This is a genomic window from Alteromonas sp. MTD1 (genome assembly GCF_042848195.1).
Lineage (GTDB): Bacteria > Pseudomonadota > Gammaproteobacteria > Enterobacterales > Alteromonadaceae > Alteromonas.
Map to the genome: position 1 here is coordinate 99,454 of NZ_BTGG01000006.1, position 18,682 is coordinate 118,135.

18 protein-coding genes are annotated in these 18,682 nt (G+C 42.8%); 10 read left to right on the forward strand and 8 right to left on the reverse strand.

The annotated features are described in order from the left end of the window. Nucleotides 1-12 precede the first annotated feature (12 nt). A complete protein-coding gene (locus tag ACGHAV_RS09520) occupies nucleotides 13-1,083 on the reverse strand; it encodes a carbohydrate porin (RefSeq protein ID WP_390379592.1) in 1,071 nt (356 codons plus the stop codon). Between the two features lie 159 nt (nucleotides 1,084-1,242). Here ACGHAV_RS09520 and ACGHAV_RS09525 point away from each other — a divergent pair, with 159 nt between their 5' ends. Then, entirely contained in the window at nucleotides 1,243-1,518 is a 276-nt protein-coding gene (locus tag ACGHAV_RS09525) for a hypothetical protein (protein ID WP_390379595.1), read from the forward strand. Nucleotides 1,519-1,536: 18 nt separating this feature from the next. On the opposite strand, the gene ACGHAV_RS09530 is transcribed toward ACGHAV_RS09525, so the two are convergent. After that, the gene (locus tag ACGHAV_RS09530) at nucleotides 1,537-1,923 is read right to left on the reverse strand and encodes a response regulator (RefSeq protein ID WP_390379597.1); all 387 of its coding nucleotides are present in this window, start codon (nucleotides 1,921-1,923) and stop codon (nucleotides 1,537-1,539) included. A gap of 185 nt (nucleotides 1,924-2,108) precedes the next feature. Here ACGHAV_RS09530 and ACGHAV_RS09535 point away from each other — a divergent pair, with 185 nt between their 5' ends. From ACGHAV_RS09535 to ACGHAV_RS09550, 4 genes are read left to right on the forward strand one after another with little or no spacing between them, the layout of a single operon-like run. Then, nucleotides 2,109-2,621, forward strand: coding sequence for an STAS domain-containing protein (locus ACGHAV_RS09535; RefSeq protein ID WP_390379600.1), 513 nt, complete (start codon nucleotides 2,109-2,111; stop codon nucleotides 2,619-2,621). After that, entirely contained in the window at nucleotides 2,621-2,977 is a 357-nt protein-coding gene (locus ACGHAV_RS09540) for a hypothetical protein (RefSeq protein ID WP_390379602.1), read from the forward strand. The genes ACGHAV_RS09535 and ACGHAV_RS09540 overlap by 1 nt, the downstream gene beginning before the upstream one ends. After that, nucleotides 2,940-3,323: an ATP-binding protein gene (locus ACGHAV_RS09545; RefSeq protein WP_390379605.1), complete on the forward strand. Its 384-nt coding sequence runs from the start codon at nucleotides 2,940-2,942 to the stop codon at nucleotides 3,321-3,323. Before ACGHAV_RS09540 ends, ACGHAV_RS09545 begins: the two co-directional genes overlap by 38 nt. A 2-nt stretch (nucleotides 3,324-3,325) precedes the next feature. After that, nucleotides 3,326-5,236 (forward strand): ATP-binding protein, encoded by a 1,911-nt coding sequence (locus ACGHAV_RS09550; RefSeq protein ID WP_390379608.1) that lies wholly within the window; start codon nucleotides 3,326-3,328, stop codon nucleotides 5,234-5,236. A 56-nt stretch (nucleotides 5,237-5,292) separates the two neighbouring features. Here ACGHAV_RS09550 and ACGHAV_RS09555 read toward each other — a convergent pair whose 3' ends face one another. From ACGHAV_RS09555 to ACGHAV_RS09565, 3 genes are all read right to left on the reverse strand, one after another. Next, the gene (locus tag ACGHAV_RS09555; protein WP_390379611.1) at nucleotides 5,293-5,775 is read right to left on the reverse strand and encodes a hypothetical protein; all 483 of its coding nucleotides are present in this window, start codon (nucleotides 5,773-5,775) and stop codon (nucleotides 5,293-5,295) included. A 170-nt stretch (nucleotides 5,776-5,945) separates the two neighbouring features. Beyond that, nucleotides 5,946-6,818 (reverse strand): mechanosensitive ion channel family protein, encoded by an 873-nt coding sequence (locus ACGHAV_RS09560; RefSeq protein WP_390379614.1) that lies wholly within the window; start codon nucleotides 6,816-6,818, stop codon nucleotides 5,946-5,948. A 28-nt stretch (nucleotides 6,819-6,846) separates the two neighbouring features. After that, entirely contained in the window at nucleotides 6,847-8,046 is a 1,200-nt protein-coding gene (locus ACGHAV_RS09565) for an HD-GYP domain-containing protein (protein ID WP_390379617.1), read from the reverse strand. A 279-nt stretch (nucleotides 8,047-8,325) separates the two neighbouring features. Between ACGHAV_RS09565 and ACGHAV_RS09570 the strand changes: the two genes are divergently transcribed. Beyond that, a complete protein-coding gene (locus ACGHAV_RS09570; RefSeq protein WP_390379619.1) occupies nucleotides 8,326-9,537 on the forward strand; it encodes a diguanylate phosphodiesterase in 1,212 nt (403 codons plus the stop codon). A gap of 78 nt (nucleotides 9,538-9,615) precedes the next feature. Here ACGHAV_RS09570 and ACGHAV_RS09575 read toward each other — a convergent pair whose 3' ends face one another. Continuing rightward, nucleotides 9,616-12,489 carry a M14 family metallopeptidase gene (locus tag ACGHAV_RS09575; RefSeq protein ID WP_390379622.1) on the reverse strand — a complete coding sequence of 958 codons (2,874 nt, stop codon included), beginning with the start codon at nucleotides 12,487-12,489 and terminating at the stop codon, nucleotides 9,616-9,618. Nucleotides 12,490-12,810: 321 nt separating this feature from the next. On the opposite strand from ACGHAV_RS09575, the gene ACGHAV_RS09580 reads away from it, so the two are divergent. The 3 genes from ACGHAV_RS09580 to ACGHAV_RS09590 are packed head-to-tail and all read left to right on the forward strand — an operon-like array spanning nucleotide 12,811 to nucleotide 14,667. Beyond that, nucleotides 12,811-13,539 carry a hypothetical protein gene (locus tag ACGHAV_RS09580; protein ID WP_390379625.1) on the forward strand — a complete coding sequence of 243 codons (729 nt, stop codon included), beginning with the start codon at nucleotides 12,811-12,813 and terminating at the stop codon, nucleotides 13,537-13,539. 22 nt (nucleotides 13,540-13,561) lie between these two features. Next, nucleotides 13,562-14,065, forward strand: a complete 504-nt coding sequence (locus ACGHAV_RS09585; RefSeq protein ID WP_390379628.1) for an RNA polymerase sigma factor — start codon at nucleotides 13,562-13,564, stop codon at nucleotides 14,063-14,065. 41 nt (nucleotides 14,066-14,106) lie between these two features. Next, entirely contained in the window at nucleotides 14,107-14,667 is a 561-nt protein-coding gene (locus ACGHAV_RS09590; protein WP_390379631.1) for a hypothetical protein, read from the forward strand. Between the two features lie 85 nt (nucleotides 14,668-14,752). On the opposite strand, the gene ACGHAV_RS09595 is transcribed toward ACGHAV_RS09590, so the two are convergent. Next, nucleotides 14,753-16,810 (reverse strand): TonB-dependent receptor, encoded by a 2,058-nt coding sequence (locus ACGHAV_RS09595; protein WP_390379634.1) that lies wholly within the window; start codon nucleotides 16,808-16,810, stop codon nucleotides 14,753-14,755. A 144-nt stretch (nucleotides 16,811-16,954) separates the two neighbouring features. Then, entirely contained in the window at nucleotides 16,955-17,839 is an 885-nt protein-coding gene (locus tag ACGHAV_RS09600) for an ArgP/LysG family DNA-binding transcriptional regulator (RefSeq protein WP_390379637.1), read from the reverse strand. Nucleotides 17,840-18,056: 217 nt separating this feature from the next. Between ACGHAV_RS09600 and ACGHAV_RS09605 the strand changes: the two genes are divergently transcribed. Next, a complete protein-coding gene (locus ACGHAV_RS09605) occupies nucleotides 18,057-18,659 on the forward strand; it encodes a LysE/ArgO family amino acid transporter (protein ID WP_390379640.1) in 603 nt (200 codons plus the stop codon). The last annotated feature ends 23 nt before the right edge of the window (nucleotides 18,660-18,682 follow it).

Sequence of the window (18,682 nt, forward strand, 5' to 3'; positions counted from 1 at the left end):
ACAGTGTTTCTCTTAGAAAGTAACTTGTAACCTTACTCCAAGTGCCAACGCATGCCTGTTCTCAAACCCAGCGTTCTCAATGTATTGAACGTTGGGCTGAAGATAAAAATACTCATTAATGTTCTTAAGATACGTCAGCTCAAAGCTGGTTTCATGAGGTTGCGTTAACGCACGCTCTGCATCGTCTCGTTCGCCTCGCTGCACATACGCTATCGCGAAACCTGCAATATCGTTTTCGTTAATATTAAAAGGGTCTGTGTAGCTTATTCCTGTGCCGATGAACCAATCATGCAGATTGGCCTTTTCATTGGCATAGCCTATGCGAACAAAAGCTTGGGTTCGCTGATCGTTAAATTGATGTTCGAACCTTGCGTAAGCGCCCATATTCTTTGTTTGCCTGTTGTTCGTCTCAACGTCTTTAGAGTACTGCCACACACCTAACAACAATTTGCTACGTTGAAGTTCATAAGCGTATTCTGCAATGGTAAAGAAGCCCTCATCACTATTGAATTCTGGTTGTGGTGTATTTAGCGATGTTTCACTGCCCGGAGCGGCATCTAAAATAGCCACTTTAATACTTTGGTTATTATGAATATTAAATTTTGCTCTAACGCCAAAGCTGTAGAAGGGGTAAATAGATGGCCCATTTTCTCCGGTAAGCGCAATATCGTTGCCTATACCATGTGCGCTATTTATAAATAAGTTGGCACTTTCAAGTACATCAAATTCGGCGTTGATATCATAGAGGCCTACTAAAACTGAGCCTGCAGTACTTGTTAGTTGAACCGTTGCTTGACCAAGCTTGGTAAAAGCGCCGCCGCCGTCTAAGTTTGATAAAATGTGTATATCACCTGCTAACTCTTCTGATATTGAATTACCGTTGCTGTAAAGCCCTTGAACTGCGGCCGTTAGTGTCCATGTTTTTGATAATTCGACATCGGTATTTAATGTGATATCTAACAGATCAAGATACTCATTACCTCTGCGAACTCCACCAGAAACGTTTTGAAAGGTATCGCCGGTATATGACACCGACATTGTCGAACTAATACCCGCTAGCGCAATTGGTGAGGAAAAAATCATAAGTGCACTCATGCACATTGAGCGCAGATAGACCTTTGAACGTGATCGAATGACTTTCATAAAAGAGGGCAACAACAATTGCATGAGTCCTATGGATACCTTAGATTTTTTCTTACGGTTCAATTATATCATCGGTGTTGTATAGACTGCCGACGAAAAATGAACGCAGTAAACCATATGATTCAACCTAGCCAACCACCAACTGTCTCTGCATTTTGCTTGCCATCGCTTTTCATTATTTCGCAGTTAAAACAGGTGATCGAGACCATGATTGGTAAAAGTGTTCAGCGAAAGTCGCTAATGCGTAGAGTGGAAGCTAGCGATATGTTTGAAGAAGTTGATGAAAAGGCAATAACGGGTAAGTCACAAGCCCAACTTTACAAACTAAAGCCAGGCGTAAACATTGTTAACTTTGAAAGAAATTTAAGCGTGTAGAATGAAAACTATAGTTTGTCATACCACTGCCTGTTGTGAAAAAGCCTGAACACATGATGTCACCTTATTGTTCAGTCGTTCGAAATCAACAGGCTTTAAAAAATAATCGGTAAATCCCTTTGCTATGAACCCTTGTGCCTCTAAGTCTGTAGCAGCGGTTACCGCTATAATAGGCGTTAGTACGCCGTCTTGTCTTATACAGCGCGTAGCTTCAATTCCATCGCAAATTGGCATTTGGATATCCATCAAAATAACGTCGTAAGCGTCGTTTCTGGTTTTTTGTATTGCCTCTTTACCGTTGATTGCGGTACTTACATGCGCACCTTCGCTTTCAAAAATAAACGACAGCATTTCAAGTATTTGTGCAGAATCATCTGCTATTAGTATATTTAAACCGTCAAACATACGTCATTTCCACCACTATTAGTGTTTCAAATAACAGTAGTTTGCGGTCAAATAATGTTCAATTTTTAGCTTTATTTTTATACTAAAGTATAAGGTCGTTAGGTTTATAAAAAACGACAGCTGTTCTATTTTTGTACAAGGTAGTACTCAACGCTTCCTATAAAGCTATCTACAAGGATAAGGCAATGGCAAGGCATACCAATGGAATTTCAGACAGCGATAAAATACAACACCAGCATGCAACTATCACAAGTCAAAACAGCAAGATAGATGAGCAAAAGCTAGAAATTGATGATTTGAACGACCAAATTCTTGCAAGCCGATTTGATTTACCATTGCTCAAAATAGCCGAAAACGTCCTTATGGTGCCGTTAGTGGGGGCGATGGACTCGGTGAAGTCGCAAAAAGTGATGGAAGACATTTTAGTAAACATCAAAGAGCAGGCGACACGTGTTGCTGTTATCGATATTGCTGGTATTAATATTGTAGATAGCTCGGTGGCGGCACATCTTATCAAAATAGCGAAAGCTACACGCCTTATGGGCTGTAGAGCCATTGTTTCAGGTATATCCCCGCTAATTGCGCAAAATATCGTTAATTTAGGTATGGATGTTTCAGACCTCATTACCACCACTACACTGCAAGATGCTATGCGTGAAGCCTACAAGTTGATTGGGTACGATTTGGTAAAATTATAATGGCGACGTTAAATAGTAAGGTCTCCCAATTACGTGGTGTATCGGTTGTTGATCTTTGTATTGAAGATTTGAACAAAGATAAACTTTGCTATGCCTTTTGCAAAAAAATAGATGCCGCAGGAAGCCAGCAGGTAGTAATCGACCTAACGTTGGTTGATGTCATAGTAAGGGCTGATTTAGAAAAGCTTACAGCGTTAAACACAGGGCTGAAGATGATGGGGCGTAAAGTAATGTTTTGTGGTTTAAACCCTTACACAGCCGCAGTTTTACTGACTTTCGACGCTGAAGTTTCACTCGATACAGAGCTGGATGTTGATCATGCAATCAAAGCGCTTTCATATTCAAGCAAACACTGACGTTCACGCTCTACTGAACAATGTGACCTACCTTACCCGTCAAAAAGTGGTAGACGAGGTAGCTATCACTGAGATTGCTACTGTAACCTCAGAGTTGGCGTATAACATCATAAAATATGGGTGCAGCGGCACTATCACGCTCTCTTACTCAGATAGCCAATGCATCATCGAAGCCATCGATAACGGTACAGGTATGCAAATGAGTATTGAAAAAGCGTTTGTTGAGGGTAATAGCTCATCTGGAAGCCTTGGATTAGGCATGTCATCAATTGTAAGGATGTCAGACGAATTTAACTTATCGACCTCTGATAGCGGTACCTGTATTACGTGTGTAAAAGAGTACTGAACATGGTGTCTCATACCTTTAAGCTTAAACCTTTTACGTCACTAAAAGGCTGTGGAGATTTTGTATGCGTGTTCGAACGAGACAATGACCTGCTTTTTGCACTAGGTGATGTTGGGGGCTATGGAAATATTGAAGTAGGTAATCTAGCCGAGAGAATGCGCACATGGCTAAATGAAAACTACCGGCTATCTATAAAAGAGTTGTTCAATGGCTTATCGAAGGTAGAAGGGGTTGAAAAGTTTGGCGCCACTGTCTTTTTAGGGCGTGTTGATACTGCACAATCGCTACTGCATTATATGAGCATTGGCGATGTTAAAGCAGTTAAAATAGCGTCAGCTGGAGTTAAAAAACTATCAACACAACATGGCGTGTTGGGCTTTACTGCGCCCAGCTCGATGAAAGAATTTGTTACAAATCTAAATCAAAACGATGGCATAGTGGTGGCGTCAGATGGCATAACATCGTTTAATGATGCACTATCACACTTTTCCATGAACTCTGTTGAGACTGTGTGCGGTCACATTGTATCGCAACATACAAAAAAAGATGATGACGCTAGCTGCTTGGTGCTGAAAATGGCAGGAGGCAAGAGTAAGCGAAAAGTACTTGATAGCGCTATGGTTGAAAACGGCGTTACTCAGGAAGAATACAACCACATTGAAACGCACAATAGTACCGCTGCCAAAATCACAGCAAAACAATTATCTCTTCAAAATTCATCATTAGAAATTGCTCATCGACATAGTCCAGATGTTATAGCTTTGCCGGATGAAAACACGTTTTTTTGTGTGTTGGACTCGCAGCTTGCAGCTCGCAAAAAGATAAGAGAATTAAAAGACTATTTGCAGCTTAGTGATAAGCAGCGAATTTCAATGAAAAGCATTGCACTTGAAGCGATATCGACCTTGGGCGTAGACGTAAATGTGTATGTAAGCGAAAGCAGGATGTCTATCACATTTCCCTATAACAATGCTTTCTATCAACAGGTGAATTTAGTAATTGGTGGAGAGCATGTAGGTATTTCACCGTGCGGAAAGTGGCTTGTCGTTTGGGTTGTGTTAGCAAATAACGTAAACATTACATCTACTGTTTTTGACGAATTTAAAGAGCGTGTTCAACTGGGTATTAGTGAAGAAAACTATGCCCAATATCAACAAGACCAAAAGCGCGATGTGGTACTAGCTCAGCAGGCAAAGTTAGCATCTATGGGCGAAATGATTGGGGCCATTGCGCACCAATGGCGCCAACCGCTTAATGAGCTGGCTTTACGTATTCAAACGCTTAAATACAAAGTGAAAAAAGGGATAACCGACGACGATATCAATAGTTTTATTAAAGACAACCTAGTGACTATCGACTTTATGAGCAAGACGGTTGATGACTTTAGAAATTTTTTCCGCATCGATAAAAGCAAAGAAGTGTTTGATGTTGCCAAAACTGTCGAGTCGGTAGTCGTACTGCAACAAGCACAGCTACAAAGTAATGGAATAGATTTAGTTATAACAGGTGCGACGGGCGATGTTGAAGGTTTTAAATCTGAGTTTCAGCAAGTTATTTTAAATTTAGTGAGCAATGCCAGAGATGCATTAAATGCCAAGGGTGATTCCAATAAGGTAATTGAAATTGCTTTCGATCTTAACAAAATAACCGTTACCGATAACGCGGGTGGCATACCGCCTGATGTTATTGAGAGAATTTTTGAACCCTACTTTACTACCAAAGCCCACGGAGAGGGCACTGGAATGGGGCTGTATATGTCGAAAATGATTATTAACGACCATATGAAAGGCGAAATAACAGCTAAAAATGTAACTACAGTAAAGGGTAAAGGCGCTGAATTTACTATAAAGCTGCCGTTCTATGATTCGCCAAGAAATAAACTACCTAAAGCCACGGCAGAACCGAGAGTTTAAGCTCAATAAGACAATCAAAAAAACACTAATTGATAAAAGTTGGTACGTAAACAGGGTTAAAACGAAAAGCCCACAGCAATACCGGCAACTACAGCATCTTCATGATCATGATGATAATCGTAGTGTAGCTGTGGCGATACGGTGAAGTTGTTTATTTCAAACTCATACAGTAACCCTAATCGCCCAACGGCAATTTTGCCACCGCCATGAAACTCTACACCAGGGCCCACCTGTGCAATAAACTTGGGTGTTATATGTAAGTCGGCAACCAGCAAGTATGTATAGGCATCAAGATCTTCAAAGGCGTATTCAGCCACCACACCTACACCTAGAAAGTCGTTAATTCTGTATTCATAATCGATACCGAAGGTGAATGCATGTCCATGTTCGTCTGTGTACGTGGTGCCGGTTAATGCGGAAAGATGATGAGGTGAAGACTGCCAATGATGATGGCCTGCGCTGTTGGCACTAACGCTATTTGGTACGCAGAGCGCTACAACGGAAATCCCAATGGCGCCAATAAAAAATTGCTTGCTCATACTAACCATAACTTGCACAACTACCCGAAACACATTGCTTTGAAAAAATGCTGAAGCAGTAAAAGGGTAGAGTAGTTTTAGCGTTTATGCGCACTAACAAATGCACATAAAGTGCGTCGCTTGTGCAAAGTTATTGAAAATTAGTCGGTTATTTTTAATATGTGGCGTACTTATTTAGCATTCAACGTTTCTTTGCTCGAAAGTAAAAGTTCTCCATCAATATGAATATCTCGTTGTGGGAACGCAATAACAATTCCGGCTTTTTCAAAGGCTTCACATATTAAAAAGCGACAATCACTTCGCGATTTACGCCTTTCCATTTCTGAACTGGCGTTAAGCCAATAATACACTTCAAAATTAAGCGCATTGTCACCAAAGTCATCGAACATAACTGCTGGTGCAGGTGTGCTAAGTACACCGTCTAGCTTTGCTACGGCATCGTATATTAACCTTTCAACTTCTCTTACCGACGAACCATAAGCAACGCCTACGGTTACCGACGTTCTGGTTTCGGTATTTACCAAATTCCAGTTTATTACTGTGTTTTCAAGCAGCTTGCTGTTGGGTACTAGCATATGAACACCATCTACGCGGCGTATGCGGGTAGAACGGGTATTAATTGCTTCTACCCTACCTCTGGTATTATCAACCTCTAGCGTGTCGCCAATGCGGATTGGGCGCTCCCACATTAAAATCCAGCCGCTGATGAAATTGTTAATTATGTTCTGAGCGCCAAATCCAACACCTATAGCAACGGCGCCGGAAACAAAAGCAAATGCGGTAAGCGGCACATTCAAAATGTCTAACGCCGTTATTACCATCACCACAAGCACCAGAATTTGAACAACACGATTGATTAAATGAACGGCATCAGGTGTTGCCCCATTTTTAGAAAGCAGTCGTGGCACTATTTTCGATATAAATTTAAGAAGCCATACGGCTAGAAGGAACATGACGGGGATAAGAATTAGCATACCCACGGTAAATTCCCGCGACATAAATTCAAACGCGGGTTTATTTAAAAACGCTAGAATTCTTTCCATGCTGTTCCTTACAAACAAATTTCTGTTGTTACTGCGTTACTATAAGCTTGTCGATTACTGCATTAATATCAATATCGAAATCACGAGGGTTTACGGCTTTTTCGATAGAATCACTTACTTTTTTTGAGCTTAAGTCGAGCGTCTCTACCTCAATATGCCTTTTATATTTAGCGTTGTAAAAAATGGTCACCGTTGGCTTCAGCGGGTCTTCAAAATTAGTCTTTGTTACCACTGCAATTTTCTGGCTTGCCATCATTACAAGTGTGCCAATAGAGAATAGTCCAACGGCCTTAATGAATTCGTTTAGCAAGGCATCATCGAACTGCTCTGGTCCGGCTTTTTTCATAAGTTTAAAAGCGTGATGCGCAGTCATTGCTGGTTTGTAAACCCGCTCTGCAGTCATAGCGTCGAACACGTCTGCAATGCAGCTCATACGAACATACTGATTCAGCTGGTGTGCAAGCAATCCGTGAGGGTATCCAACGCCTGACAGTCTTTCGTGATGTTCCAAGGCAATTTGAACTGCAAGGCCGTCAATATCCGCTTTCTCAAGAATTTCTGCGCCGTATACGGTGTGATTTTTTATTTCTTCGTATTCAGATTTAGTTAGCTTACCGTTTTTTAATAAAATATCGTCACTAATACGCACCTTTCCCATGTCATGTAAAAGCCCAGCAAGGGTCAAGCGCAACGCTATATCGCTATTAAAATTGAGGTGTTTGGCAAAAATGGTGAGCAAAATAGACACATTTAAGGAATGCTCAAGCAAATAGGCGTCTTTGTTTTGCATCTTGGTCATGCAAAGTAGTGCGTCTGAATTGCGAGTTATGGAATCTAAAAATTCCAACGCCAGTGCTTCAAACTCTTTTGCGTTAAAAGTGCCTTCGCGCTTTAGTCTATCGAATGTTGTGCGTTGAAATTCTCGCGCCTTAGCGTACATTTTTTTAGCAACAGGCAATTCCCGAGCTAAAGGCGTGGCGTTTACTACTTCGCTGGATTTATCCGTATTATCAATCGTAGCTTCAGCAGTCACATCGTGGGAGCTTTGACCTTCGCTTCGGCTGGCGTCAATTTCGACTTCAAGCACTTTCAGCTTTTTCAGGTGCGCTATATTGCCAGTACTTTTGATAATGCCTTCAGATGTCATGATGGCTGACCGTTGAGACTTGGTAACCCTGGTCACATACATGCCGACTTCAAGCTCGTTAACACCGACTAATTTCTTCATACATTAAACTGCACTTGTATAAGAGCCAATAGAGACAACCTGAGTATTAATACTAGGTTACGGTTTTTTGCCTACAAAGCATTAGAGAGCTTATACGAATAGCACAGGATTTAGTTTCTGTCGCATTAAATCAAAGCGTGTTTGTTGGCGCTCGTTTCCTAGAAAACTGTGCGGGCTCCTCAATTGGATACTATACTTTAGTATAGGCCGTGATGTGTAAATGTGAACTTCAGCAATTTTAAGGTGTGTGAAGTTTACCGTTAAAAATGGGGCTCCGATGTGCTTAGACAGTTAATTTACAGAAGTCGTGCAAGCAATGGAATGAATGAGAAGGAGCTTAAAGACTTAACGGATAAAGCGTGTGCAGCGAATAAGCGTCACAACATTAATGGATTGTTGTTGTTTGACGGCGAGTACTTTTTCCAAGTGCTCGAAGGTGACGCAGACGCTGTTCATTCGTTGTTCAAAGTCATCAAAGCCGATAGCCGGCATAATAATGTCGTAAAAATAATGGATACAGTAACGCATAAGCGCGATTTCGGTTGCTGGTGTTTACGAACCATAACGGTAGAATCAGGTAGCGGCTGTTATTGGACTCCACCTGAACTTAATCTTCACCGAGAGAGTCGCGTTTTCGCATTACTTAACGGGTTTGCTACAGGCAAATGGCGTACCTGTTTATCTGATGAAGCGCGCAATGCACTTCGCAATAAGGTGCAGGCACCTTCTGTGGAAGTGTCTAAGTACCCATCTTCAAACATTCAGTTTGCGTTTCAGCCTATTGTTGATACATACAGAGGAATAATTTCATCGATAGAAGCACTGCTTCGCTCTGATGATGGACGTTATCCCGAAGACGTTTTGAATAGTATGTCGCCTTCGCAAAAGTACGAATTTGACTTAACCTCCAAGGCTATTGCCATCTCTCAAGGTGCCCGTCTTTTGCAAGAAGACCAATCGCTGTCGATAAATCTGTGCCCCGGCGCACTGACTTACATGGACGATGTAAGTGGCTATTTATTTGCTTTGGTAGAGTCCAATAATTTAAAGCCTCAGCAACTCGTGCTTGAAGTGACAGAAACGGAAATAATTAAAGAAAGCGCTCCTTTTTACCGAGCTATCGAAAAAATACGTTCCAAAGGAATACGCATAGCCATTGACGATTTTGGAGCCGGATATGCTGGGCTGTCGCTGTTAGCTGACTTCCTGCCAGACAAAATTAAAGTAGACCGCAAAATTACAACGGGTATTCATGAGAACGGGCCAAGACAGGCTATCACTGAAGCGGTAATTGAGTTCGCTAATTCAATGGGAACCCCGGTTGTGTTTGAAGGCGTTGAAACTATTGATGAATGGCTTTGGCTTCAGCATGCAGGCGTGCATCGCTTCCAAGGCTTTCTGTTTGCGAAGCCTAAACTTAACGGTGTTGAACAGCTCACTTTCGACGCTGCCGAACTTACGGTAATGGCTGACAATAGAAAGGCTGGTTAATAAGAACATAAGCGCATTCATGAAAAGTAAAATAAGAAAGGGCCATAGTTGGCCCTTTTTTATAAAGCTATGTTTGCATTAAAGCACTATATGAGCACGGCTGCCTAACCCTGGACCGTAAACAATAGCGTTTAACAGCAAACGGTTGGTTCCATGCGATGCTCCGCGGAAATTAGGTTGGCCAGAGAACAAAATAATTTGCCCTTTTCCGCTGGCTTCACGAGTAAGATAGGCGGTATTTGCAATACGCTGTTGTGCTTCAGGCCATAGTAAACCGCTCATGCGTACATTAAGCGTCTGTCCTTCAGGCAAGGTGAACCATCTATCCGCATTCTTTTTCTCTGTGCTGCTTTCTTTGCGTTTGAAAGGACGGTATACGCCTGCTCGCACAACGGCTTCGCTGCTGTCGTCTGACATTAACAAGGGTTGGTTGCTATATAACAGCGGAAGTACGTCGGGCGAACCTGCAGTTAACCAATGTTTCTGATCGGTTCTGCCTGCCACCATGGCACCGCTTGGCATAAAGATGCGAAGCCACTTGTCGCGGCGAAGCAGTTCTTCGTCTTTAAGCGGTTTTGGAAGGTCATCCCAGGGTACGGTGTAGTCTTCGTCAAAAGCATGCGTCATAGTTGCGTTGGTATCAACCTTGTCGCTAAGTGCCATGTATTCGCGCATAAGCGATATGTCGTAATCAACGGCGTTTTCGAAGCTATTTTCTATGGTTTTCACTTTAGCAATGCCGTCTTTTCCTGCAAGGGCTTGCGTACTGCGGCCATGAGCTATTAGCGTACCACCATTTTTAACCCACTCGTTTAAGGTCGCTTGTACGGTTTTGGTTAGTGCTCCATAGCTGGTGGGAAGCACAATTACATTGTAACGACGAAGGTCTGCACGGTTAATAGAACTTACATCAAGCTGACTGTGGCGAATGCCTAGATTGGTATCGATACTGTGCCATGTTGCACCCACGTCATAGCTTGAGAAGCTTCCGTGGCTAAGAATGGCAACCTGTGGTTTTGTTAATAGTTCAAAGTGCTCACCACCCCATTCAGGTAAATCGCCTTCGCCAAAACCTGTTGTAGAAGCATGAACTGCAATGCCCAGTTCGCCTGCAGTATTGGTAATAAGACTTTCTAGATTCGCGTTATTGGGGTTGTCGGTTACCGTTACGGCAATAGTGCCACGGCTAAAATGGTTACCTTCGTACTCCGATTCTTTATTTACAAACCTTACATACACGCCTTGTTCCATAAGGCGTGCTGCAAAAGATACAGAGCGGTCATCTGCGCCATCAACAAACCACACAATCGCGTTTTCTAGCAGTGTGTTTTCAGCCGAAGATGCCGTGTAAGCAGACAGGTTACGGGTTAAATGTTCAGGTACGGTTACTGTTTCAAGGCCGTACATCATAGATAGGTTCCACGCCGTAGTGTCGTACATGACCGATGAACCATCGCGCAGTGTTTTTTGGCGTTCCTCAACTAATACTGAGTTGTTAACGCCCGCATCGAATTCCATAATGGCAGCAATGAGCGGTGCTTCTGGCTGTCTATTTGGTACAACAATGCTGCCCTTTGGAATAACAAAATCGCTTTTGGTTTCACCCATTTGTGTAACGACTTTGTCTACTTCAATATCCTTGTCGGCTACATAAACATTGATGTCTTGTTCCTGTAGCTTACTTACTAGGGTTTCAGTACGGCACACATTACCATTGGCTAAGATGACAAAAGTGCGTTTGGCGAATTTACCTTTAGCTGCCACGTTTGCCTTTCTACCTTTCCAGTAATCTTGGTACATGGCTTTGCTGTGTTTATCCAGCGTTTTTAAGTTTGCCAGCGTAGACACAAACTGATGATGTACCGATTCGGTGTAGGTTTGAACTGTACCTTCTGGGCGTCTTACACCGTCTTCTGCCATGCGTGACTGTTCATAAAGAATATGCATTGTGCCGCGATATTCTGCGTAGTTTGAGTAACCTGGGTACCAATTTTCAAACCATTCACCCGTATAGTAGCGCCAGCCTTTTTCATCGAAGGCAGCAGACTGATCTTCGGCAAAGGTTACGGCCCATTTCTGTAGGTTTTTATCTATGTTCTGATTTAATGGCTGACGAGGTGGACCCATCAGATAAGTGTCTTGACTTCCCATCTCATGGCCGTCAATCATGAGCTGCGGGCGCCACTGATTGATTAGGGCAACGCGACCTACGGTTTCAGGTTGGGTTAGGTAGAAGAAGTCACGGTTAAGGTCGAAAAAGTAGTGATTAGTTCTACCATATGGCCAATCACCTCGGTGTAACAATGACTGATCATCGACGTTAGGCGCTGTACCGCGATACTGTTCGAGCGACTTTGCAAAGCGAGCACGTCCGTCGGGGTTCATCATTGGATCTATAACTACAATCATATTGTCTAGCAGTGCAGAAACGTCTGCGTCTTTACTGGCAATAAGGTGGTAAATTGCTGCAAGCGCAGCGTCTGCCCCTGATGTTTCATTACCGTGAATAGAGTAGGCCATCCACGCAACGGCAGGCAATGTGTCGATGAGTGTATTAGCTTCGCTGTCACTTGTAGAAAGCGGGTTGGCTAACTTGCCAATATCACCTTTTATCTTGTCGAGTTTAGCAAGTAGTGCAGGTGTTGATATGAACGCCGCTATTAGAGGGCGCCCCTCATGAGAACGCGCGTATTCAACAACATGAAGCCTATCGCTCTGTTCTGCCCACGTCATAACGGCGTTATGAATTTGCAACGGCGTAGCAACCCTCGAACCAACGTCGAAGCCTAAAAGTGTGTCTGGGTGCGTAATACTAGTATCGTAATTGCCGTCTAGTAGCTTTCCGTTGTAGTGAAGGTCTGGGTCGTTAATGGGTTTCATTAATACCGCGGCATAAGAGGGGGCTACTGCAAGTAGCATAAGCAGAGCAGCCCATTTCTTTATGGTTTGCATGTGTATTCCCTTGTTGTTGAACAGTCGCTTTCTTTGAAATGTGAGGCGCACTTTTTATTTTATTCGATAGTGTAGTGTATAAATTGTGCAGTCAATGCGGTTGCGATGAATGTAAGTATTGTTGAGCTATAAAAAATTGTTTTAAATTATTGGTTTACGAATTTTTTAAAAAAGTTTTAAAAAAGTTGTCAGGTTTTCTGAGGTTGTCACGTCTATAGGGGTAATTAACACGGTGATGTCCTACAGGTGAGTCCTTTAGGTGAGAAGTCATAGGCTGTGTTTATAAAGTTTATTAACCACTACAACGCCAAGGAATTTATGATGACTACATCAACTACACAACCGGTTTATAGCGCAGTATCTGCAACGCATTCTCTTAGTACTGGCAAGCCTAAAGTAGGTGAAGCTAAAGAATGGATGAAAAGCGGCTGGACCTTATATAAAAAAGCCCCTGTAAAGCTAACACTTATTACCATGCTGTTTGTTTTAGTGCCGGCCGTGTTTCAAGCGTTGCCAGCGCCTTATGGCGTAACGTTTTCAAAGTGGCTTGGCCCGCTTCTTATGGCTTTGGTTTGGCCAATAATGCATAACATAGCGAAGGACGATAAGTTTTCGTTTAAGCATAATGCAACGTGGGCAAAATGGGGGCGCTTGGCGCTTTGGTCGCTCAGTGGCATTGTGTTTATGGCCCTACATTTCGCTTTTGCGGGTTTGCTTATTGAAGGAGAGCAGTTAACTTCACTACTAGCTGGCCAAGCGGTTGATGTTGCACCTTGGAGAGTAGGTAGTACTTTTGCGTTTATGACGTTAGTGCAAATGCCGTTTATGTTTGTAGGCGCGCAAATTTTAATTGCCAACAAGTCGATATTGCGTGCTGTGAAAGACAGTGTGTCGTCTATTGTGCCTGCATATAAGCCAATGGCATTGTTAACATTAATTGCAATGTTGATTGCATTTCTGGCACCTTATACGGCAGTTTTATCTGCACTACTGCTAGGTCCCATTCTGACTTGCTGCCTATTTAGTGCATATAAGCAGTTAATAAAATAATACATTGCCACATGGATGTACGGTGAAATTACACGTTCCAATACACACTATCTTAACAGAGCACGCGCCTTTATTGGCGCGTGTTGCTGCCACCTTCGAAGCTAATCTAGCGCTTCAAGACGAACTTATTCAGGAAATGTCGCTTGCTGTTTGGCGCGCTTTCGATGCCGGCAGTTTTTCTCATGATGAGGGGTTTCGTGGCGAGGCAAGCATTAAAACGTACGTGGCTAGAATAGCGCACAACAAAGCCGTGGATCACGTTATAAAAGAGCAGAAACGTGTTGAGGTTTCAGGAGCTGAAAACGTGCAGTATGAAAATGCAGTATCAGAGGGTGATTGCACAGAACAAACCCTTGATTTAATGAGTGCACTGCACAAGTTAGAGGTGAAATACAGGCAGGTGATGGCGCTACAGCTAGAAGGGTTTAATCAAAGCGAAATAGCGCAAACACTTGGGTTAACTGAAAGCGCTGTAGCAAAGCGCGCAAGTCGAGCACGTCAGCAGCTTACCAGCTTGATGGGATAGCTTTGTATTAAGCGTAAATTTGAAATAGGTTTGGAAACACAATGAACGTAGATGACCAGCTTGCGAAGTGGCAGACGTCATTTAAACAAGCGACACCAAAAGTAGATGTTGCAGCGTTAATCGAACAAACAAACAAAGCACAACGCGCTTTGAAAATGAAGGCCGCGGTCGACTTGTTACTTGGTGTGGCTGTATCGCTGTTTTGTTTGTATGCGATGTTTTTTAAAGCAGAAACGAGCAATCAAATGCTTCTGTTCGCAGTGCTTGCACCTGTGCCATTAGGGTTTGGCATATGGGGCTATAAGTTCAGGCAGACACAGCTTTTAACCGACACTCTTGATACAAAAGCGATGTTAGATTTTAAACAGCATCAACTTGTGCAGCGTGTGACCTATTGGAAAGTAAGTCTATATGGGTTTGCTGTACTATGGACTGCACTTTTAGCGGTATCACTTTATAACTTCATAGTAGTTAACGCGTACCTAATATGGACAGTTCAACTTGTTATTAATAGTGTGCTTCTTTTATTTGTATATTGGCGGTACGTACGTTTAAAGAAGCAGCTGCCACAGGCGCTTGCTAACATTGATGCCATGCGGTAAATAACCGCATGGTCAAGGTTACTAACACGCTGAAAGATAAGTAGTTAGCCTATCTACATTTTGTTCTTTATCGAAGCCATGTGAATTAATAGCGCAGTGCAAACGACAGCCTTATGTTGCGCGGCTCTACAGGATGAAAGTGTAGGTCCTCTACACCTTCATTAGGCTCACCTTGTAACCGCGATGCATAAAAGTAATCGATGTCATGGTCGTCACTATCGAGTGTGTTTAATACCTCTAGTACAACGTCCCAGTTAGTTGCTCGATAGCGAATTTGTGTGTTAACAATGAATGTTGAAGGAGGAGATATTTCATCATTACTGTCTACAGTGCGCGAGCTTAAATAGCGTGCACGTAAAGTGTAACTTAATCCTTGCTTATTGCTTTGTTCATAATAGGTCAAGCCAGCACTTATTATCCCCGGAACTGTTCCCTCTATATGGTCGCCTTCACCATCAACACTGTTGCTAAAACGAGCGCGGGTCCATGCTGCCTCTATGTCACTAGTAACATAGTCATTTATCCAATAGTACGCGCTGAACTCCACGCCGTAACGCTCAGATGGTCGACTAGCTTCAGTAAACCCAGCGTCGCCTACGTAAACCAGCTCGCTATCGAGTTCTAAATACCATAATGCAGCAGACACATTGAAGGTATGGCTATCGGTAAAGTTTATGCCAGTTTCATAGCCAAGTGACTTCACTAAAAGTGGTGATGGCTCAGTAGACTCTCCGCTTACTGGATCTACATTAAGGGTTGCGCCTCTAGCATCATTTGAGTGAAAGCCTTGGCCTATGTTGATAAAAGTAGTGACTTCGTCGCTTGATAAGTATTTTAGTCCCGCTTTTAGGGTAAATAGGCCGTCGCTGTCATCGCCACTATTAACGGGTAAGTCACTTTCTACGTCAACAGACAAATAGTCATACCTTCCACCTAAGGACAGGCTAAGTGAATCAGAAAGAACAATATTAGATTGTGCGAACAAAGCGCCGCTTAAGCTATCTATAGCGTCTTCTCTAGTAGTGCTAAAACGTTGTAAATTCTGTGTACGGTAAAGCCCAACGTTGCCAATGTCGTCATATTGAAACTGGCTACCTATTGTTACACTGCTTCCTGGTGTAATAGACAAGGGAAGTACAGTAAAAATCTCGCCACCGAAGATGTTGCGCTGGTCAGTTTGTTCGAACTGGTCGCCTCTTGTTGGGTCATCAAGAAAATAGGTAAAGTTTGAAAACAACGAAAGATCGCTATCAATGGCATAAAGTGATGCATTGAAGGCTTCACTTTTATAATTTGCCGATAAGCTGTACCGCGATGAGGTACCGCCAACTTGTGTATCCAGTGAGCCAAGTCTATCTATTAAACCGGTTTCAACGGCGCGCTCTGGTATTTGATCAGCGCCATTCCAACTGTTGTCGTAGGCCATTGCAGTTATAGATAATTCGCCATCAGCAAGCGGTGTAACGTAACGAATGTTGGCATTCTTTTTACGCACATCCTCACTTACGTCTGTCCACGGTCCATCATACGTTTGGTATTCAAACGCAGAGACGATGTTTCCGTGTTCAAGCTCTAATTGATTTAATGCCACACCGCGAAAAAAACCATATTCACCTACCGTGAACACCGCTACGTTCTGCTGAAGCGAGTTTCTTAAGCTGAATAATGCGCCGCCTGCACTCGAAAAATCGCCGATATTCGCATAATACGTACCTTTGAAAAAACGTAAGTTATCTATGAGCTCGGGGATAATAAAATTTAAATCGCTATAGCCTTGTCCATGACCATGGCTACGCATATTAACTGGCATGCCATCTACGTTAACGCTGAAATCTGTTCCGTGATCAAGGTTGAAACCACGAAGAAAATACTGGTTTGCTTTACCCGAACCACTATGCTGCGTGACCATCATGCCTGGAATAAACTCAAGAATTTCGCCCGTACGCAAAGTTGGTCTTTCAACAAGCGTATCGCCGCTCACCCAGCCCTGCGAGGCAGAGACATAAGCGCCATTCTTAGTGCTAACATCACCCTTTACGCGGATGTGCTCAATGTCAGTTATTGACGTTCCATGAGCATGAGAAAAAGTGGGAGTGATTGAAAGAGCGGTGGCAATCCCTAACCACAATTTTTTGTAATTCATTTTGCAGTCCAATTGAATAATGTAATAAGCAAAACGTTTCAATACCTGAAACAGACGCATTTCATTAAAAAAATAAAATGCTGCTCTCAATGTGTGCTCTAAACTCACAACAAGTAAAGTGTAGTGCCCTTTTTCGTTTAAGCGTTAGTAAAGCTCTGCTTTTGCTACTTTTTTTACTGCTTTGGTTAAATCGTCAAGGGCACCTGAATCTAAAGTTAGCCAATGCCAGAACAGCGGAACGCCAAGCGCTTTGTCGGGAAATAAAGGCACTAGTTCGCCGTTAGCCACTTCGTTTTTAACCTGAAGCGTTGGCAATAGCGCCCATACCACGCCATCGAGCGCCATTTTTACAAACCCATGGGATGAAGGGTACCAATGGCAAGTGGTAAAAGACGGTGCAATATCCAAGCACTCTCTTTGATAGTCGGTAAGTAGGGTTACATCGAACTCGTCATATAAAAGACCCGGTGTGTTCATAACAGAGTCTGGCGTGATCCCTTTATTCAAATGACGCGAGATAAAACGAGGAGAGGCAAATAGCTGGTATTTCATTGTGCCAAGCCTAATCGATTGGCCTCCAGTAACAGGCGTTCCCGTTTGGCTGATGCATGCCATTACGTTACCTTGTTGAAGGATATCGCGGGTTTGTGTTTGATCGGCGTTAACAATATGAATGGGATTGGCTCGTGTATCGCTAAAGTGCGCAATAACTTGTGAAAACCACGTAGCCAACACATCATTATTCACCGCTACATTTAATGGTGACGCGCTAGACTCAAGGCCGCTTTGAATATTCAATGCTTCCTCAAGCACACTCACTTTTTGAATATGCCCCAACAGTACCTTTCCCAAAGGTGTTGCTTTAAGTGGCTTCGTGCGAACCAGTACAGGCCCTCCCACGCTTTGCTCTAGCCGCTTTATTTTTTGTGAGACTGCAGATTGTGTAAGGCTAAGTGCTTGCGCGCCTTTCTCAAACCCGCCGTAGCGCAGCACTTCGTTGAAACAGCGTAAAGCATCGTAGTCCAGCATACAGAGTTACCTTATCCGTGCCACTTTTGAAAAAGCAGTGGGTGTAAAAAAAGCGTTATAATTATTAATTTTTCTTATTAAAAACAAATATCATTAATTTAATTTAGTCTATAAGGTTGATTAAAATAAAGCCAATTCATTAGCAGTTAGCGCTTTAAACGTGAAGGTACACGTTGTAAGCAAAGCAAAAACTTAAAGCATATAGAGGCGATTAATTATGTTGGCGGCGGTAACAAGCGGTCTTGTTATGGGTGGTACCCTTATTATTGCAGTAGGGGCGCAAAACAGTTTTCTTATTGAACAGTCGATGAAGCGTCAATGGACAGCACTTTTTGTCATTCTGTTCATTTTAAGCGACGCCATTTCAATTAGCCTTGGTGCAATGGGCTTTGGGCTTCTACTACAAGAATACCCGATGCTGGTTACCGTCACTAAGTGGGCTGGCGTGGCTTTTTTATTGTACATTGCATTTAACAAAATAAAGTCATCAATGGCAGACGACTCTCTTGTGCTAGAGATGGCAAAAAAGCAGCTGTCATTTAAAAAAGCATTGTTGATAGCATTAGCGGTTACTTGGCTTAACCCGCATTTTTACTTAGATACGTTATTGTTAATGGGAAATTTGGCCAGTCAGTGGCAAGAAAATAAGTGGTGGTTTGTCGGTGGTGCCATCGGTGCGTCGGTGGTGTGGTTCGTTGGTTTAAGTACGCTTACCGCTAAATTTGCTCATCATATGCAACGCCCTAATTTCTGGCGTTGGTTTAATAGGCTTAATGCCGCTGTATTGGGTATGGTAAGTGTTCAGTTAGCAAGCCTGTAAATTAGTGTTCGTATCATTAAAAA

Coding starts and splice junctions, on each gene's coding strand:
- ACGHAV_RS09535 (WP_390379600.1), top strand. CDS start 2,109: ATGGCAAGGCATACCAATGGAATTTCAGACAGCGATAAAATACAACAC.
- ACGHAV_RS09525 (WP_390379595.1), top strand. CDS start 1,243: ATGAACGCAGTAAACCATATGATTCAACCTAGCCAACCACCAACTGTC.
- ACGHAV_RS09565 (WP_390379617.1), bottom strand. CDS start 8,046: ATGAAGAAATTAGTCGGTGTTAACGAGCTTGAAGTCGGCATGTATGTG.
- ACGHAV_RS09560 (WP_390379614.1), bottom strand. CDS start 6,818: ATGGAAAGAATTCTAGCGTTTTTAAATAAACCCGCGTTTGAATTTATG.
- ACGHAV_RS09520 (WP_390379592.1), bottom strand. CDS start 1,083: ATGATTTTTTCCTCACCAATTGCGCTAGCGGGTATTAGTTCGACAATG.
- ACGHAV_RS09600 (WP_390379637.1), bottom strand. CDS start 17,839: ATGCTGGACTACGATGCTTTACGCTGTTTCAACGAAGTGCTGCGCTAC.
- ACGHAV_RS09580 (WP_390379625.1), top strand. CDS start 12,811: ATGACTACATCAACTACACAACCGGTTTATAGCGCAGTATCTGCAACG.
- ACGHAV_RS09595 (WP_390379634.1), bottom strand. CDS start 16,810: ATGAATTACAAAAAATTGTGGTTAGGGATTGCCACCGCTCTTTCAATC.
- ACGHAV_RS09555 (WP_390379611.1), bottom strand. CDS start 5,775: ATGAGCAAGCAATTTTTTATTGGCGCCATTGGGATTTCCGTTGTAGCG.
- ACGHAV_RS09545 (WP_390379605.1), top strand. CDS start 2,940: ATGCAATCAAAGCGCTTTCATATTCAAGCAAACACTGACGTTCACGCT.
- ACGHAV_RS09605 (WP_390379640.1), top strand. CDS start 18,057: ATGTTGGCGGCGGTAACAAGCGGTCTTGTTATGGGTGGTACCCTTATT.
- ACGHAV_RS09590 (WP_390379631.1), top strand. CDS start 14,107: ATGAACGTAGATGACCAGCTTGCGAAGTGGCAGACGTCATTTAAACAA.
- ACGHAV_RS09575 (WP_390379622.1), bottom strand. CDS start 12,489: ATGCAAACCATAAAGAAATGGGCTGCTCTGCTTATGCTACTTGCAGTA.
- ACGHAV_RS09550 (WP_390379608.1), top strand. CDS start 3,326: ATGGTGTCTCATACCTTTAAGCTTAAACCTTTTACGTCACTAAAAGGC.
- ACGHAV_RS09530 (WP_390379597.1), bottom strand. CDS start 1,923: ATGTTTGACGGTTTAAATATACTAATAGCAGATGATTCTGCACAAATA.
- ACGHAV_RS09540 (WP_390379602.1), top strand. CDS start 2,621: ATGGCGACGTTAAATAGTAAGGTCTCCCAATTACGTGGTGTATCGGTT.